Source organism: Neorhizobium sp. DAR64860/K0K1 (assembly GCF_050500205.1).
GTDB classification, from domain to species: domain Bacteria; phylum Pseudomonadota; class Alphaproteobacteria; order Rhizobiales; family Rhizobiaceae; genus Neorhizobium; species Neorhizobium soli.
Map to the genome: position 1 here is coordinate 55474 of NZ_CP191458.1, position 17786 is coordinate 73259.

Genomic DNA, 17786 nt, shown 5'->3' on the forward strand with positions numbered 1-17786 from the left:
CATCCTGTGAAGTTAACAGTAGAGTGCTCGTTCTAACGAAGCGGGCCGTCTGCCCGTGCGGGCCGGGCGCCTGACATCTCACGCATTGCGCCGGCCAGACAAGCGGATCTTCGACCACGCGATGCATTTTTTCGGAGCTTCCGATGCCCTGTCTGCTTGGGATCGACAATGGCCTCACCGTCACCAAGGCGGTTGTCTTCGATGAGACGGGTGCCGTCCTGTCGGTGGCGCGGCGACGTATTCCCCAGATCATGACAAAAGCCCGCCATGTCGAGCGCGATATGGCAGGCCTCTGGGCGGCAACCGCCGAGGCCATTTCGGACGCGATTGCCGAAAGCGGCCGGCCGGCATCCGAGATCGCAGCGGTGGCCGCAACCGCTCATGGCGACGGGCTCTACCTTCTGGACCGCGACGGCAATCCGCTCGGCCACGGCATCCTGTCTCTCGACAGCCGCGCCGGCGACATCGTTGCCCGCTGGGATGGCGATGGCACGGCAGAGGCGGCGCTGGCCTTGAGCGGCCAGCGGCCGCATGCATCCGCGCCGGCATCACTTCTGGCCCATATCCGAGAGCATGAACCTGAGCGGTTTGGTGCCATCGGAACGGCGTTTGCCTGCAAGGACTGGCTGCGTTACTGCCTGACCGGCACGATCGGCACGGACCTGACGGAAGCCAGCACTTCCTTCACCGAAGTAGCGTCGCAGGCCTACGCGCCTGACATCCTCGAGCTCTACTGCCTCGGCGCGCTTTCCGGCGCTCTGCCGGAGGTGGCGCTGCCGGATGCGGTGATCGGTGGCGTGACACCGCAGGCAGCGGCTTTGACCGGGCTTGTCGCCGGAACGCCTGTTGTCGCCGGCCTACATGATGTCACGGCCTCGTCGCTCGGCATCGGCGGTTATGGCGTGGGTCAGGTGGCAGTGGTGGCCGGCACCTATTCCATCAACGAGACTGTCTCGACGCGTCCCGTGGTCGATGCCCGCTGGTTCTGCCGAAACGGGTTGAGGTTCGGCGAGTGGAACAATATGGCGATTTCGCCGGCGTCTGCGGCAAACTATGACTGGTTCCTCGACCGCTTGTGTAAATCCGACCAGAAGGCGGCAGAGGTCGAGGGTGCTTCCATCCATGAGCGTCTCGGCCGCGAAATCGGTGAAGCAATCGAGCGTCCCTCGACGGTGCTGTTTCACCCCTACCTGTTCGGCTCTCCGCATGGATCGACGGCCAGCGCCGGATTCCTCGGCCTGCGCGGTTGGCACGGCCGGGCCGACATGCTGCGGGCGGTGATCGAGGGTATTGCCTTCAACCATCGGGTTCATGTGGGCGACCTACGCCAGGGTTTTGAGATGAAGACGGCAAAGCTGACGGGCGGCATCTCCCGCAATCCGCTTTTCGCGCAGTTGTTTGCCGATGTGCTTGGGATGACGGTGACCGTCACGGACACCGAAGAGGCCGCAGCCTGGGGAGCCGCACTCTGTGCTGGCTCCGGTATCGGGCTTTTTTCCTCCCCGACGGATGATCCGCGCGATCTGGCCTCCATCGGCCACGACTACCATCCCGACCCTGTACGGCAAAAGGCGCTCGACGAGCGGTATGGCCTGCATAGCGATCTGGCGAAGGCGCTTGCGCCGCTCTGGCCCCGTATCGAAGCCTTCAGTTCGGAGGGCGCGGAATGACCGCTGATACCCGCCGCGAGGCCATCGCCGCTTATGTGATTGAGCGCGGCGAAGCCCGTATCGACGATCTCGTGACCGAATTCGGCGTCTCGCGCATGACGATCCATCGGCACGTGGAGGACTTGGCAAGGCAGGGCGTGTTGCGCAAGCTGCATGGTGCCGTCAGCGCCCAGCCGTCAGGCGTCTATGAGAGCCTGTTCAGCTTCCGCAAGACCCGCTCACTTGCCGCCAAGGCGGCGCTGGCCAGGGCTGCGGTTGGCGAGATCGAGCCGGGGAGCGTGATCCTCATCGATGATTCCACCACCGTCAACGCGCTCGCGCCGCATATCACGGAGGTGAGGCCGCTCACCGTCGTCACAAACAGCCTTGATCTTTCGGAACGGCTGAGCGGGGTTGATGAGCTGAAGCTGATTTGTCTCGGTGGCGAATATCACCCGACCTATCACGCCTTTATCGGCCATCTCTGCGAAAGCGCCTTGTCGCGCCTGCGCGTCAATCTCTTGATCTGCTCGGCGTCGGCGATCAGCGGCACCTCTGCAATGATCCAGGATCCGCTCGTCGTGCGCGTCAAGCAGGCGATGATGGCTTCCGCCGTGCGCAAGGTTCTGATGGTGGATTCGGAGAAATTCGACCGGGTGGCGCTGCACCTTTTTGCCGATCTCAAAGAGTTCGACGTGGTTTACGTCGATGATCGCCTTCCCGTAAAAACAGCCGATGCCCTACGGGCGGCCGGTGTTAGCCTCAAGCTGGTGACGGAAAATGACTGATATTGAAGACGTGGACGTTCTGATCCTTGGCGCTGGCATCAATGGAGCCGGGGTGTTTCGCGATCTCTGCGAGCAGGGGCTGACCTGCGTCATCTCCGACAAGGCCGATTTCGGTTCCGGCACCTCGGCGGCCCCTTCGCGCCTCATCCATGGCGGCATCAAATATCTTGAGACGGGCGAGTTTCGCCTTGTCGCGCAGTCGACGCTGGAGCGCAATCTTCTCCTCAAGAACGCGCCGCATTGCGTCAGCCGCCTGCCGACGGTGATCCCCATCTTCTCCTGGCTCAAAGGAATTCCGGCAGCACTTCGCACGCTCTTCGGCTCTACAACGGCGCCGCGAAGCCGTGGCGCGGTGCTAATGAAGATTGGTCTCGCGCTTTACGATTTCTATGGCTCGCGTCATCGCATGATGCCGCGCCATTCGCTGTGGAGCAAGGCGCGGGCACTCGCCACCATTCCGGCGCTCACGCCGCGCATTGTGGCGGCCGGCCTCTATTACGACGCCAAGATCAGTCATCCGGAACGGCTGGTGCTGGAACTCGTCGAGGATGGCCTGCGAGCAAGTGCTTCGTCGCGTGCCCTCAATTATACGCGGATCGGGGGCAGGGACGGGCAGGCCGTTGTGTTGGTCGATGAGGACGGGAACGAGCAGCATATTCGCCCACGCCTCGTCATCAATGCCGCCGGCCCCTGGATCGACCGGGTCAATGAAGATCTGGGTGTAACCTCCCGCCTGATCGGCGGCACCAAGGGGTCCCACATTCTTCTCGATCATCCGGATCTTATCGAAACGCTCGGCGGGCGGATGATCTATTTCGAGGCGGATGATGGGCGCATCTGCCTCGTGTTCGATTATCTCGGTAAGGCGCTGGTCGGCTCGACAGATATTCGCGACGACGACCCGGATCAGGTCACCTGCAGCGATGCCGAGATCGATTACCTGCTGCAGAGCCTCAGCGGCCTGTTGCCGGGTCTTTCCTTCGACCGCAGACAGATCGTCTATACCTATGCCGGCATCCGCCCGCTCCCGGCCTCCGATAGCACGGCCCCCGGCCTCATCAGCCGCGATCATTCGGCACCGGTCATCGAGCCGGAGGGGGAGAGACCGTGGCCGATTGTCTCGCTCGTCGGCGGCAAGTGGACGACATTTCGCGGCTTTGCCGAGGAAGTGACCGACATGGTTCTGGTCCGGCTTCAGCAGACGCGCCGCATCAGCACGCAAAGCTTGGCCATTGGAGGAGGACGCGGTTTTCCGCGCGAGAACGAGCGGGTCAAGTGGCTGGACATGGCCTGCTCAAGGACCGGCGTGGATCAGGCTCGCGCCGACACGCTGCTATCGCGTTATGGCACGACGGCGCTTGCCATTCTGGAAGCCGAAGGGAATACGCCCACCATGCTGGCGGATGCACCGGATTATTCATTTGATGAATTGGCCTGGATTACGGGCCATGAGCAGGTGGCGCATCTGGACGATCTTGTGCTGCGCCGCACGGCGCTTGCCATCACCGGCCGCCTCAGCGGACGCGATCTAGATGCGATGGCAGATCGCATGGCGGCGCAGAAAGACTGGAACCCGGAGCGTCTTGCGGTGGAACTTCGCGCCACCAAGGCAAGACTTGCCGCGCGTCACGGGTTTTCGTTTGCTTGAGCAGCTCGGCGACTCCGCCGGTCGCACTGGCCTCAAACCGGTATATTCAAGACCAGCCGAATACGTTTCGTGCCGAGACGGCAGCGATGGGTTGTTTTGTTTCCCCCCGCGTCAGGCGGCAATACAACGAAAACCCAGTACTCTCTCTTTTATCCAGAATAACACGTCCTGCGCGTATTTATTTAGGTATTCAGAAGCGCTTTTTCCTCGAACCGATTGCCGCGTTTTTTGTATCCATCGCGGTCATGGGATTGATGCAGATTTTGGTATGAAGTCAATCTGTTAGACTGCAAGCCTACGAAAGTTTCGAAGTTCGCTTTTAGGGACTTGCATATGGATAAGCTCCAGTCTGTTAGCCTGCGCCGAGGGAAAGCAGACTAAATTTTCGATGGAGGCTCCTGTCCGGAGCAGGGTCACCAAGCCACGCGCGATCAATCGGGCTTCCCTCCAAAGCATCTTCCTAGTGTCGAAGAGGAGATAGCGCCGAAAAGCTTGGTCCTTGCCCGATGTCCCATCACTCCAACTAGACACATGGCCTAAGAATTGCGTGTGACCGGGAGATAGTGAGCCGGGAGACGTCATTGGCAGTTTACGCGCCCATCCAATGCACCGTGATTGCGCTGAGCTGCATCGGAATGAGAGCGATCAGCGCATTTTTGCGCCATGATAGGACCAAAGCACTTGTGTTGCCGGTTATTGCCGTACGCGATCTCGAAGTAAGGCAAACCCTGATCGTCGTGAGCAACAGGAGTGCGTCTTTGCTCCGGGGTCGGGGGGCTGCGTCAAGCGTGGGTCGCTTGCATCTCGCATGCCATTGCTCTGTTGCCCCGGCATGAGCAGATCAAAAATCACCACCGACCTGACGATCCTGGTCATCGACGAGAACGCCATCCGGGGTTCGATCATCGAAGAGGGTTTGAACGAGGCGGGGCACCTGAATGTCAGGGTCATCCATGAAATGCAGGGCGTGGCGCGGCTGATCGAGACGATGGATCCGGATGTCATCATCATTGATATTGAAAATCCAAATCGTGACATGATGGAGCATATGTTCCAGCTCACCCGGATGATTTCGCGGCCAATTGCCATGTTCGTGGACAGATCCGATACGGCGGCGATCGAGGCTGCTGTTGATGCCGGGGTTTCGGCCTATGTGGTCGATGGCCTCAAGAAAGAACGGATCAAACCGATCCTCGATATGGCGGTGAGCCGCTTCAATGCCTTCAGCCGGCTGCAGCGCGAACTCGCCGAGGCACGCAGTGCGCTTGAGGAGCGCAAGGTCATCGAGCGGGCCAAGGGCATTTTGATGAGGATGCGGGGGATGAGCGAAGAACAGGCATACGCGCTGCTACGCCAGACGGCGATGAACGAGAAGAAGAAGCTGGCAGACATCGCGCAAAGCGTCGTCACGGCTGCAGGAATGCTGCTTTGAGCGCGGCATCGATCGGAGAATGCTGGTGAGTGATCGTGTTTCCACGCAATCTGGCGACAGCGCCGTCAAAGCGCCGTCACGTGTCCGCGGCAAGGAGCAGAGGCTTCTGCGCGCGGGATACATCCCTTTGATGGATGCCGCGATCCTGATCGTTGCAGCCGAGCTCGGCTTTGCGGAAAGGGAGGGACTGCGTCTCGAACTGGTACGGGATGTCACCTGGGCCAATGTGCGGGACCGGCTGGCGTTTCGTCAGTTCGACATTGCCCATATGCTGTCGCCGATGCCGGTCGCCTCCATGCTGGGGCTGGGATCCAATCCTTCGCCGACGATCACACCCTTTTCGCTTGGCCGCGGCGGCAATGCCATCACGCTGTCGGCGCGGATCTTCGAGCGGATGAAGTCGTTGACGGGGCTTGCCGATGATGCGGGCGCGCTTGCCAATGCGAAGGCTCTCGCGGCTCTACTCGCCGACATGCGCGCCCGCGGCGAAGCCATGCCGACGCTTGGCATGACCTATCCGTTTTCCTCGCACAATTACGAGTTCCGCTACTGGCTGGCAGCTGGCGGCATCAATCCGGACCGCGACGTCAAGCTGGTCGTGGTGCCGCCGCCGCTGACATCCGATGCGCTTTCGGCAGGCGCGATCGATGGATTTTGCGTCGGTGCGCCCTGGAATATGATCGCCTCTGAACGCGGGACTGGCAGAATCGTCGCGGCCAAGCAGGACATATGGCCTCTGGCGCCGGAGAAAGTGCTGGGCATGCGGCCGGACTGGGCTGAGACCAATGCCGATACGGTGTCGCGCCTCATCGTCGCGTTCGACAGGGCGGCGCGGTGGTGCGACGACGCCCAGAATCACAACGAACTCGCAGAGATCCTCAGCTCTCCTGATTATATCGCTGCGCCAACGAGCATTATTCGAAGCGTCTTGAGCGGAGAGTTCAATCTGGATGCGCAGGGTACGACGCGAGTCGTTCCCGACTATTTTCTCTACCATGGCAAGGCGGCAAACTATCCGCGGCCGGACCAGGCAAGCTGGATCTATAGCCAGATGATACGCTGGGGGCAGGCTGATTTCAGCGAAGAAGGCATGGCACGGGTCAGGAGCGCCTTCCGGCCCGACCTCTACGAGATGGCGCTGGGCGCAAACGCTGCCACCCCGGATGAGCCGGGCGAACGAAGTGCATCGGGATATGATGGCTTCATGGACGGGGAGATTTTCGACCCTCGTGATGTGCAGGCCTATGCGGAGCGTTTTGCGGTTCGCTCGACGTCATCAGGCGACGACGTGACCGAAGCGTAATCGCGCGGTGCGCAAAGCTAAGGCATCTGCATCGAAAGTCAGGCTTCATAACGTGCAGCGCCGTTTTCGCCGCGATTGGTCGCGCATTCGGCAACTGCCGGAAAATGCGAGCTAATAGTTCTCGTTGATGGCTGGATGTCGAGCTGGCACGATGTTTGCTTGTATCTAATTGTCCGCGGTCAATGGCGATCGCAGGACAGATGAGCGCCCGATCAGGCGCAAATACCCATCCGACACCGACGTCGCATGCTCCCTTGCCGTCCGGCGCTTATCGCCCGGACCCGGCAGACGGGCACGCGGCGTTTTTTTGTTTCCGGATCTCCGTCACACCAGAGGGGCACAACGCTATGACGAAGACTACAGGAATGAACATCAACCGCCGGCAGATCCTGAAGATCAGTTCTGCCGTTGCTCTGGCAAGTGCTGTGCGCGCCGCATTTCCGTCCGGCGCCTTCGCCGCCTCGGCAGGTCCGGAAGTCAGCGGCCTCAAGATCGGCTACATCGCGCTTACCGACGCCGCGCCGCTGATCATTGCGCAGGAAAAGGGCCTGTTTGCCAAGCATGGCCTGCCGGATGTGGAAGTGCTCAAACAGGCATCCTGGGGCGCGACGCGCGACAATCTCGTGCTCGGCGGTGCCGCCAACGGCATCGACGGTGCGCATATCCTCACCCCGTTGCCCTATCTCATGTCCACCGGCAAGGTGACCCAGAACAACGTACCGGTGCCAATGTCGATCGTTGCCCGCCTCAACCTCGACAGCCAAGGCATTTCGGTTGCCAAGGAATATGCCGGGACCGGGGTCCAGCTCGATGCTTCCAAGCTGCGGGAGGCGTTTGCCGCCAAGAAGGCTGCCGGCAGCGAGATCAAGGTCGCCATGACATTTCCCGGCGGCACCCATGATCTCTGGATCCGCTACTGGCTTGCCGCCGGCGGCATCGATCCGGACAAGGACGTGTCGACGATCGTGGTGCCGCCGCCGCAGATGGTGGCGAACATGAAGGTCGGCAACATGGACGCCTTCTGCGTCGGCGAGCCTTGGAACGAGCAGCTCGTCAACCAGGGTATCGGCTTCACTGCCTGCACCACCGGCGAGATGTGGAAAGGTCATCCGGAAAAAGCGCTCGGGCTTCGCTCCGACTGGATCGAGAAGAACCCGAATGCCGCGCGTGCGCTGATGATGGCCGTCATGGAAGCCCAGATGTGGGCCGACAGCATGGACAACAAGGAAGAGATGGCCGCCATTCTTGGCAAGCGCCAGTGGTTCAACGTCCCGCCGAAGGATGTCGCCGGCCGCCTCAAGGGCACCATCAACTACGGCAACGGGCGCCTTGTCGAGAATACCGGGCTGGAGATGAAGTTCTGGAAGGACCATGCCTCCTATCCGTTCAAGAGCCACGACGCCTGGTTCCTCACCGAGAACGTCCGCTGGGGCAAGTTCGCACCCGATACCGACATCAAGGCGCTGGTCGACAAGGTCAACCGCGAGGACATCTGGCGCGCGGCAGCAGCCGATCTGGGCATTGCTGCCGCCGACATTCCGGCGTCGAGCTCGCGTGGAAAAGAGACCTTCTTCGACGGCAAGGTCTTCGATCCGGAAAACCCGAAGGCCTATCTCGAGAGCCTGACGATCAAGGCAAGTGCCTGAAGCAGCGGCCCCTCACGCGGCAGCGCATGGGGGGCCTGTTTTGTCCAGAACGAACATCACTTGAAGGGATCACCATGACTGCAACAGCCCGCAAGTCAGACCAGGCGACAACGCCAGAAACGCCGGCGGCGTCGGAGAAAAGCGCGACCGTTGTCATGATGGTGCAGCCCTCAGCCCGCAAGCTCAACATCCGGCATGCCGCCACTGCCGTCTGTCGCAACGTACTGCCGCCGCTGGTGGTGCTGATCGCGCTCCTCGCCATCTGGCAGATCGCCTGCTCCGGTGCTGGCGCTACTTTGCCACCGCCATCGCAGGTCTGGATCGACAGCTATGACCTCATCGCCCATCCGTTCTTCGATTTCGGGCCGCAGGACATAGGTCTTGCCTGGCGCGTGCTGATCTCGCTTCAGCGTGTCGCGATCGGCTTCGGGCTTGCAGCGGTGGTCGGCGTCTTCCTCGGCGCCCTTGTCGGGCAGTCGGTCTGGGCCATGCGGGGTCTCGACCCGATCTTCCAGATCCTGCGGACGGTGCCACCGCTTGCCTGGCTGCCGCTCTCGCTCGCCGCCTTCCAGAATTCCAATCCATCGGCGATCTTCGTGATCTTCATCACCTCGATCTGGCCTGTCATCATCAACACCGCCGTCGGCGTGCGCAACATTCCGGATGACTATCGCAACATCGCCCGGGTGCTGCGCCTCAATCAGCTCGAGTTCTTCATCCGCATCATGGTGCCGGCGGCAGCCCCTTACATCTTCACCGGCCTTCGCATCGGCATCGGCCTGTCGTGGCTTGCCATCGTGGCCGCGGAAATGCTGACCGGCGGCGTCGGCATCGGCTTCTTCATCTGGGATGCGTGGAATTCCTCGCGCCTCACCGACATCATCGTGGCGCTCGCCTATATCGGCGTGACCGGCTTCGTCCTCGACAAGCTGGTGGGCCTGCTCGGCTCGATCGTCACCCGCGGCACCGCCAGGAATTGAGGAGACGGCCATGAGCGCCTACCTGAAAATCGATCACGTCGACAAGAACTTCGAACGCGCCGGCACAACAACAGAGGTGCTGAAGGACATCTCGCTCACCATCGACAAGGGCGAGTTCGTCTCCATCATAGGCCATTCCGGTTGTGGCAAGTCGACCCTGCTGAACCTGATCGCCGGCTTGACGCGGGTTTCCGCCGGTGCCGTCCTGCTCGAAAACGTAGAGGTCAATGCGCCGGGCCCGGAACGCGCCGTCGTTTTCCAGAACCATTCGCTGCTGCCGTGGCTGACCGTCTATGAAAACGTCAATCTTGCGGTCTCCAAGGTTTTCGCCGGCAGGAAGACGCGGGCCGAAAAGCATGACTGGGTGATGCGCAACCTGGACCTCGTCCAGATGGCGCATGCCAAGGACAAGCGCCCTTCCGAAATTTCCGGCGGTATGAAGCAGCGCGTCGGGATTGCCCGCGCGCTCGCCATGGAACCGAAGATCCTCCTGCTCGACGAACCTTTCGGTGCGCTCGATGCGCTTACCCGCGCCCATCTGCAGGATGCGGTGATGGAGATCCATTCCCGCCTCGGCAACACGATGATCATGATCACCCATGACGTCGACGAGGCCGTGCTGCTCTCCGACCGCATCGTCATGATGACCAACGGCCCGGCCGCCCGCATCGGTGAAGTGCTTGACGTGCCCATCCCGCGGGTGCGCGACCGCATCGCGCTCGCGGCCGACCGAACCTACCTCAAGTCCCGCGAAGCCGTGCTGAAGTTCCTCTACGAACGTCACCGCTTCGTCGAAGCTGCGGAGTAACCGACATGACGGAAAAGATCGTTATCATCGGCAACGGCATGGCGCCCGGTCGCATGCTGGAAGAGCTGTTCGAAAAGGCCCCCGGTCGTTTCGACGTGACCATCTTCAACGCCGAACCGCGCGTCAACTATGACCGCATCATGCTCTCGCCGGTTCTGTCCGGCGAAAAGTGCTACGACGACATCGTCATCCACAATGACCATTGGTACGCCACCCATGGCGTGACACTGCACAAGGGTGCAAGGGTCACTGAGATCGACCGCCAGGCGAAGACGGTCACCTCGGCCAACGGCATCACCGCAGCCTATGACAAGCTTGTCATCGCCACCGGTTCTCTCCCGTTCATCATCCCGGTTCCGGGTCACCAATTGCCCGGCGTTCTCGCCTACCGCGATCTCGCCGATGTCGAGAAGATGGTCGAGATTGCGGGCGCCAAGGGCCGCGCCATCGTCATCGGCGCCGGGCTGCTGGGCTTGGAGGCTGCTTACGGGCTGAAGCGGCAGGGCATGGAGGTGACCGTCATTCACCTCAACCCGACCATCATGGACCGTCAGCTCGATCCGCCTGCCGCCTATCTGCTCGAAAAGGCGCTGACCGAACGCGGCATCGACATCATCACCAAGGCCAATACCAAGCAGATCCTCGGCACCGACAAGGTGGAGGGTATCGAACTGGACGACGGCCGCGTCATCACCGGCGATATGGTGATCATGGCCGTCGGCATCCGCCCGGCCTCGAGCCTTGCCAAGGATGCGGGCATCGCCGTCAACCGCGGCATCGTCGTCGATGACGGCATGATGACCTCTGACCCGAACGTCTTTTCGCTCGGCGAATGCGCCGAACATCGCGGCATCTGCTATGGGCTCGTTGCGCCCCTTTATGAGGCCGCAAGGGTTCTTGCTGATCGCCTCATCGGCGGTACCAGCGAATATCATGGCTCTGTCGTCAACACGAAGCTCAAGGTCACCGGCATCAACCTGTTTTCGGCAGGGGATTTTGCCGAAGCGCCGGACCGCGAGGAAATCGTGCTGCGCGATGCGTCCGCCGGCATCTACAAGCGGCTGGTCCTGAAGGACAATCGCATCATCGGCGCGGTACTCTACGGCGAGACGGCGGATGGCTCTTGGTTCTTCGACCTGATGAAACGCGGGACCGATATCTCGCAAATGCGCGACACCCTGATATTCGGCCAGTCCTACCAGGGAGGGTCTCCGCTGGACCCTATGGCGGCCGTTGCAGCCTTGCCGGATGATGCGGAAATCTGCGGCTGCAACGGCGTCTGTAAGGGCAAGATCACCACGACCATCACCGGCAAGGGTCTGACCTCGCTGGATGACGTCCGCGCCCACACAAAGGCATCCGCATCCTGCGGCTCCTGCACTGGCCTCGTCGAGCAGCTGATGGCGCTGACGCTGGGCGATGCCTACAATCCGGCCGCCGTCACGCCAATGTGCACCTGCACCGAACTTGGCCATGACGACGTCCGCCGCCTAATCAAGGCCAAGGGTCTGAAGACCATTCCCGCCGTCATGCAGGAACTGGAATGGAAGACCTCCTGCGGCTGCGCCAAGTGCCGGCCTGCGCTCAACTACTATCTCGTCTGCGACTGGCCGGACGAATATGCCGACGACTACCAGTCGCGCTATATCAACGAGCGTGTGCACGCCAACATCCAGAAGGATGGCACCTATTCGGTCGTGCCGCGCATGTGGGGCGGTGTAACGAACGCCGCGGAACTGCGCGCCATCGCCGATGTCGTCGACAAGTTCGAAATACCGATGGTGAAGGTGACCGGCGGCCAGCGCATCGATTTGCTCGGCATCGAGAAGGAAGATCTGCCGGCCGTCTGGGCCGACCTCGGCAAGGCCGGATTCATCTCGGGTCAGGCCTATGCCAAAGGCTTGCGCACGGTAAAAACCTGCGTCGGTTCCGACTGGTGCCGCTTCGGCACCCAGGATTCGACCGGGTTCGGCATCCGCGTCGAGAAGTTCATGTGGGGCTCGTGGACACCAGCCAAACTGAAGCTTGCCGTCTCCGGCTGTCCGCGCAACTGCGCCGAAGCCACCTGCAAGGATATCGGAGTGATCTGCGTCGACAGCGGTTTCGAGATCCATTTCGCCGGTGCCGCCGGTCTCGACATCAAGGGCACGGATGTCCTGGGTCTGGTGAAAACCGAGGATGAGGCGCTGGAGCATATCGTGGCGCTCACCCAGATGTATCGCGAGCAGGGCCGTTACCTTGAGCGCATCTACAAATGGGCCAAACGCATCGGCCATGACGAGATCCGCCGCCAGATCATGGGCGATCCCGAAAAACGCGGTGCCTACTACGACCGCTTCGTCTTCTCCCAGACATTCGCCCAGGTCGACCCCTGGTCGGAGCGTGTCTCGGGCAAGGACAAGCACGAGTTCAAGCCCATGGCGACCATCAGCTACAACCAGGCAGCGGAGTGAGGCCATGAACAGCAACTGGATGACGATCGGTCGAATCGACGACATTCCGCTGCGCGGGGCGCGTTGCGTAAAGACGCCGCAGGGCAAGGTTGCCGTGTTTCGCACGGCCGAAAACGAGGTCTTTGCAATTGAGGACCGTTGCCCGCACAAGGGCGGTCCGCTCTCCCAGGGCATCGTGCATGGCAAGGCCGTGACCTGCCCCTTGCACAACTGGGTGATCTCGCTTGAGAGCGGCCGCGCACTCGGCGCCGACGAAGGCTCCGTGGCGACACTGCCGCTGCGCAACACGGACGGCGAATTGTCCATCCTCCTGGAGAGACGGCTGGAAGCGGCCGAGTGAACACCCCCATCCTGCATATTCCCAAGGAGGCAATGATGCTGTCAAAATCAGACGTGACCGAGATGATCTACGAGAAGAAGCGGCAGGCCGGCCTGAGCTGGGCCTCGATTGCCGAAGGGATCGGCATGAGCGAGGTATTTGTTACCTCGGCCTGCCTTGGAATGAATGCGCTGCCGCGCGTGAAGGCCGATCTTCTGGTGCGCGATCTCGGTCTCCCCCAGGAATGTGCTGTCGTCTTGGCCGAGTTCCCAACCAAGGTCTGGGGTCGCGATATCCCCACCGATCCCTGCATCTACCGGCTCTACGAGATCGTTGGAGTTTACGGTGAGACCCTGAAAGAACTCATCCAGGAGAAATGCGGGAACGGCATCATGAGCGCCATCGATTTTGACATGGTGGTGGAGAAGGTTGCCAATCCGAAGGGCGACCGCATTGAGATCCGCATGAGCGGAAAATATCTCGGTTACAATAGTTGGTGAGATGCGGGAAGCCACCATGTCCGGTGTAACCAAGACGAGCTGCCCCTATTGCGGTGTCGGCTGCGGCGTGATCGCCGCAGTCGACGACGAGGGCAAGATCAGCGTGTCGGGCGATCCTGACCATCCCGCGAATTACGGAAGGCTTTGTTCGAAAGGCTCGGCGCTGGCCGAAACGCTGGATATGGACGGTCGCGCACTTTGCCCTCAAGTTCATGGCGAAAGAGCCGGCTGGGACGAAGCGCTCGATCTCGTTGCCGCAAACTTCCAGCGGGCCATCGCCGATCACGGCCCAGATTCCGTTGCCTTCTATGTTTCCGGGCAGATGTTGACCGAAGATTATTATGTCGCCAACAAGCTGATGAAGGGGTTTATCGGCTCCGCCAACATAGACACCAACTCACGCCTGTGCATGGCCTCGTCCGTTGCCGGTCATCGCCGCGCCTTCGGCGCCGATACCGTCCCGGCCTGCTATGAGGACCTGGAGCTGGCGGATCTGGTGGTCTTGGTCGGCTCGAACATGGCCTGGTGCCATCCTGTCCTTTACCAGCGTCTGGCGGCGGCCAAGGCTGCCCGGCCTTCCATGAAGGTGGTGGTGATCGACCCGCGCAAAACCGCGACCAGCGACATCGCCGATCTGCATCTGGCCGTGGCCGCCGATGGCGACATAGCCCTGTTCAACGGCCTGCTCACCTATCTGTCCGAGACCGGAGCGGTGGACGAAAACTACGTGTCAAGGCACACATCCGGGTTCCCTGAAGCGTTGATGGCAGCGGCACCTGGCTCTGTCTCTGACCTTTCGGAGGCGACGGGCGTGTCCGGCATGCTCATCCGTCAGTTCTACCGTCTCTTCGGACAAACCGAGAAGGTCGTCACTTGCTACAGCCAGGGCGTCAACCAGTCTGCCGTCGGCACGGACAAGGTGAACGCCATCATCAACTGCCATCTCGCAACCGGTCGGATCGGCCGGCCCGGAATGGGACCCTTTTCACTGACAGGCCAGCCGAACGCCATGGGCGGGCGCGAAGTCGGCGGTCTCGCCAACATGCTCGCAGCCCATATGGCGATCGAGAACCCGGTGCACCGGGATCGGGTGCAACGCTTCTGGAATTCACCCACCATCGCCGACACACCCGGCCTGAAGGCCGTCGACATGTTCGAGGCGGTGGCGGACGGACGGATCAAGGCGATCTGGATCATGTCGACCAATCCGGTTGTCTCCATGCCCGAGGCCGATGCGGTCAAGGCGGCCCTCAAGGCATGCCCCTTCGTGGTGGTCTCGGACATCCAGCAGGATACCGATACGGCCCGTCTCGCCCATGTCCTGCTTCCGGCCACCGGCTGGGGCGAAAAATCCGGCACGGTGACGAATTCTGAGCGTCGGATCTCCCGGCAGAGACCGTTCCTATCTGAGCCGGGCGAGGCCCGCGCCGACTGGTGGCAGATGGCTGAGGTGGCTAAGCGTATGGGGTTCGGCCCGGCTTTCGATTACGGCGCTCCGGGCGAGATCTTCGCCGAGCATGCAGCCCTGTCCGCCTTCGAGAACGAGGGCGAGCGCGATTTTGATATTGGCGCCCATGCCGCGATCAGCCACAGCGCCTATGACGACCTCCATCCGTTCCAGTGGCCGTCGCGCGGTGACGGATCAACTCTTGCTCGTTTCTTCGGCGATGGTGGTTTCTTCACCGCCGATCGAAGGGCCCGCTTTGTGCCGGTCGCGACGCCTGCGCTGGAAAAGACGGACGGCCGCTTTCCCTTCACCCTCAATACGGGCCGGATCCGCGATCACTGGCATACGATGACGCGCACGGGAAAGAGTGCCCGGCTCTCCGCCCATATCGCGGAGCCCTTCTGCGAGATCCATCCGGCGGACGCGGCGAACGTCAGTATCGGCGATGCCGACCTCGTGCATGTCGAAGGCGAAAACGGCAGGTCGATCATCGTGCGCGCCCTGTTGACCGAACGGCAGATGCGGGGTTCAGTCTTCGTTCCCATGCACTGGACCGGCGAGACGGCGCCGGGTGCCCGCGTCGATACGCTGGTTCCACGCCGCGTCGATCCGGTGTCCGGCCAGCCTGCCTTAAAGTTGGCGCGCGTTTCCGTTTCCCGCAACGAGGCGCAAGCGCATGGCTTCCTGGTGACGGCGAAGCGTCCGCTCGACCTCCCGTTTGCCTATTGGGCGATCGCGAGAACCGAAGGCGGTTACCGACTGGAATTTGCAGGCGATCCGCCCGCCGATGGCTGGGAGGACTGGTTGCGGCGCAGCTTGCGGCTCGACGAGCGCCAGGACTTCTCCGGTTACCTCGACCGGCAGGCCGGGGATCACCGCCTGCTCGCCTTTGGCGGAGAGCATCTGCTCGCAGCCTTGTTCGTGTCATCTGAACCGGTCAGCGTATCGCGGCAATGGGCGGTCGAGCAGCTGAAGGAGCGGCATGTAGACAGCCGCACCCGTTCCATGCTCATAGCCGGCCGTCCGGCAGCGGGGCGACCGGACAAGGGCGCGATCGTCTGCTCTTGTTTTTCGGTCGGTAGCAATGAGATTAGTGCCGCCGCCCATCGCGGTTGCCGGTCTGTGGAAGCTGTCGGCCTAGCCTTGAATGCCGGAACCAATTGCGGCTCCTGCCGCCCCGAAATCAGGAGGATCCTGGATGCGACGCAAACCCTTGCAGCAGAGTGACGGAAACGAACGCATCGCAGCACTCGCCAAGCTGCCGGTCTTCTGGAACCTTACGGGCAAGCGGGCGGTCATGGCGGGCGGATCGGATGGCGCCGCCTGGAAGGCAGAGCTTCTGCAGGCCTGCGGCGCTGAGGTAGAGCTGTTCTGCGAAACCTCAGAGCTCGGCGACACGATGAAGGCGCTGGTGGAGCGGACCGGTCTGACGCATCATGACCATCCCTGGCATTGCGGTATCTTCACCGGGGCATCGCTGGCGCTCGCCGACTGCGAGACCGAAGCCGAGGCGCAGGCCTTCTACTGCGCGGCGCGCGGGGCCGGCGTCCCCGTCAATGTGATCGACAAGCCTGCCTATTGCCAGTTCCAGTTCGGCTCGATCGTCAACCGGTCGCCAGTGATCGTGTCGATCTCGACGGATGGAGCGGCACCGATCCTGGCCCAGGCGATCCGCCAGCGGATCGAAACACTGCTGCCGCCGGCGCTGAAGCAATGGGCAAGCCTTGCGCAGTCGCTGCGGGAGGCGGTCAACCGCCGGCTGTCGCCAGGTCCGGCAAGACGCCTTTTCTGGGAGCGTTTCGTTGCCCGAAGCCTCTCGACCAACGAGCCACCAGCGCAAGATACCGCGGACCGGTTGCTGGCCACCGCCGAGCAGATCGCTTCGGTTCCGAGTTTGGGATCGGTGACCCTGGTCGGTGCGGGGCCGGGAGATGCCGAACTGCTCACGCTCAAGGCCATGCGGGCGCTGCAGGCCGCCGATGTCATCCTGTTCGATGATCTTGTCTCGCCGGAGGTGCTGGAACTGGCGAGGCGTGAGGCAAAGCGGTTCCTCGTCGGCAAGAGAGGCGGACGGGAGAGCTGTCGCCAGGATGACATCAACGACATGATGGTGCGGTTCGCAAAGGACGGCAAACGCGTTGTCCGGCTTAAATCCGGTGACCCGATGATCTTCGGGCGGGCAGGCGAAGAAATCGCCCGTCTGCAAAGCGAGGGCATCGCCGTGGACGTGGTGCCGGGCATTACCGCAGCGTCGGCCATGGCCGCGTCGCTGAAGACATCGCTCACCAACCGCGACCACGCCCAGCAGGTCCGTTTCGTCACGGCGCATTCCCGGGATCATGAACTGCCCCAGACCGTCGACTGGGCCTCGCTCGCCAAACCCAACCAGACCTCGGTGTTCTACATGGGCGGACGCATGGCAGGCCAGATCGAGCAGCGCCTGATGGACAATGGCATGACAGCTGACACGCCCGTCGTCGTGGTATCCTCCGTCAGCCGCCCCCACGAACAGCGCTGGGCTGGTCCGCTCGCAAGCCTTGGCGATGCCATGCGCATGGTCGGCGTGGAAGAGCCTGTGTTGATCGGGGTCGGAGAGGTGTTCGGCACGGTCGCCGGAGAACACGGTCAAAGTTTCGACCAGGAAGGGCAGGAGCATCGGGTTGGAAGCGTTTGAGCGATGCTGAGCGACGTCGCTGGGAGGGAGCGGCAAACAAAGGATAGGCCCTGAATGCGCCGAGACTTGCAAAAGTTGCTACATTCTACTTCCGTGCGCCACGTGGCAGTAACTTCAATGGCCTGCCGCGACGCCGGCC

14 protein-coding genes are annotated in these 17786 nt (G+C 61.9%); all 14 read left to right on the top strand.

Annotated elements, in window-relative coordinates:
* Positions 1–143 precede the first annotated feature (143 nt).
* Positions 144–1670, top strand: a complete 1527-nt coding sequence (locus ACQY1J_RS00275; RefSeq protein ID WP_430249655.1) for an FGGY-family carbohydrate kinase — start codon at positions 144–146, stop codon at positions 1668–1670.
* On the top strand, positions 1667–2437 hold the full coding sequence (locus ACQY1J_RS00280) for a DeoR/GlpR family DNA-binding transcription regulator (protein ID WP_430249656.1): 771 nt from the start codon (positions 1667–1669) through the stop codon (positions 2435–2437). The genes ACQY1J_RS00275 and ACQY1J_RS00280 overlap by 4 nt, the downstream gene beginning before the upstream one ends.
* Positions 2430–4085, top strand: coding sequence for a glycerol-3-phosphate dehydrogenase/oxidase (locus tag ACQY1J_RS00285; RefSeq protein WP_430249657.1), 1656 nt, complete (start codon positions 2430–2432; stop codon positions 4083–4085). The genes ACQY1J_RS00280 and ACQY1J_RS00285 overlap by 8 nt, the downstream gene beginning before the upstream one ends.
* Positions 4082–4357, top strand: a complete 276-nt coding sequence (locus tag ACQY1J_RS00290; protein ID WP_430249658.1) for a hypothetical protein — start codon at positions 4082–4084, stop codon at positions 4355–4357. Before ACQY1J_RS00285 ends, ACQY1J_RS00290 begins: the two co-directional genes overlap by 4 nt.
* A gap of 560 nt (positions 4358–4917) precedes the next feature.
* Complete coding sequence (locus tag ACQY1J_RS00295; protein ID WP_062463239.1) at positions 4918–5517, top strand: ANTAR domain-containing response regulator; 600 nt, start codon at positions 4918–4920, stop codon at positions 5515–5517.
* Between the two features lie 19 nt (positions 5518–5536).
* Entirely contained in the window at positions 5537–6820 is a 1284-nt protein-coding gene (locus tag ACQY1J_RS00300; protein WP_430249659.1) for a CmpA/NrtA family ABC transporter substrate-binding protein, read from the top strand.
* A gap of 347 nt (positions 6821–7167) precedes the next feature.
* Positions 7168–8466 (top strand): CmpA/NrtA family ABC transporter substrate-binding protein, encoded by a 1299-nt coding sequence (locus tag ACQY1J_RS00305; RefSeq protein WP_062578323.1) that lies wholly within the window; start codon positions 7168–7170, stop codon positions 8464–8466.
* A 74-nt stretch (positions 8467–8540) separates the two neighbouring features.
* The gene (gene ntrB / locus ACQY1J_RS00310; protein WP_430249660.1) at positions 8541–9446 is read left to right on the top strand and encodes a nitrate ABC transporter permease; all 906 of its coding nucleotides are present in this window, start codon (positions 8541–8543) and stop codon (positions 9444–9446) included.
* Between the two features lie 10 nt (positions 9447–9456).
* Positions 9457–10254: an ABC transporter ATP-binding protein gene (locus ACQY1J_RS00315; RefSeq protein ID WP_430249661.1), complete on the top strand. Its 798-nt coding sequence runs from the start codon at positions 9457–9459 to the stop codon at positions 10252–10254.
* A gap of 5 nt (positions 10255–10259) precedes the next feature.
* Positions 10260–12707: a nitrite reductase large subunit NirB gene (nirB, locus tag ACQY1J_RS00320; RefSeq protein WP_430249662.1), complete on the top strand. Its 2448-nt coding sequence runs from the start codon at positions 10260–10262 to the stop codon at positions 12705–12707.
* 4 nt (positions 12708–12711) lie between these two features.
* Positions 12712–13047, top strand: coding sequence for a nitrite reductase small subunit NirD (gene nirD, locus ACQY1J_RS00325; RefSeq protein WP_062463257.1), 336 nt, complete (start codon positions 12712–12714; stop codon positions 13045–13047).
* Entirely contained in the window at positions 13044–13526 is a 483-nt protein-coding gene (cynS, locus tag ACQY1J_RS00330; RefSeq protein WP_244473977.1) for a cyanase, read from the top strand. Before nirD ends, cynS begins: the two co-directional genes overlap by 4 nt.
* 16 nt (positions 13527–13542) lie before the next feature.
* Positions 13543–16200 carry a molybdopterin-dependent oxidoreductase gene (locus ACQY1J_RS00335; RefSeq protein WP_430249664.1) on the top strand — a complete coding sequence of 886 codons (2658 nt, stop codon included), beginning with the start codon at positions 13543–13545 and terminating at the stop codon, positions 16198–16200.
* Positions 16172–17647: a siroheme synthase CysG gene (gene cysG / locus ACQY1J_RS00340; RefSeq protein WP_430249665.1), complete on the top strand. Its 1476-nt coding sequence runs from the start codon at positions 16172–16174 to the stop codon at positions 17645–17647. The genes ACQY1J_RS00335 and cysG overlap by 29 nt, the downstream gene beginning before the upstream one ends.
* The last annotated feature ends 139 nt before the right edge of the window (positions 17648–17786 follow it).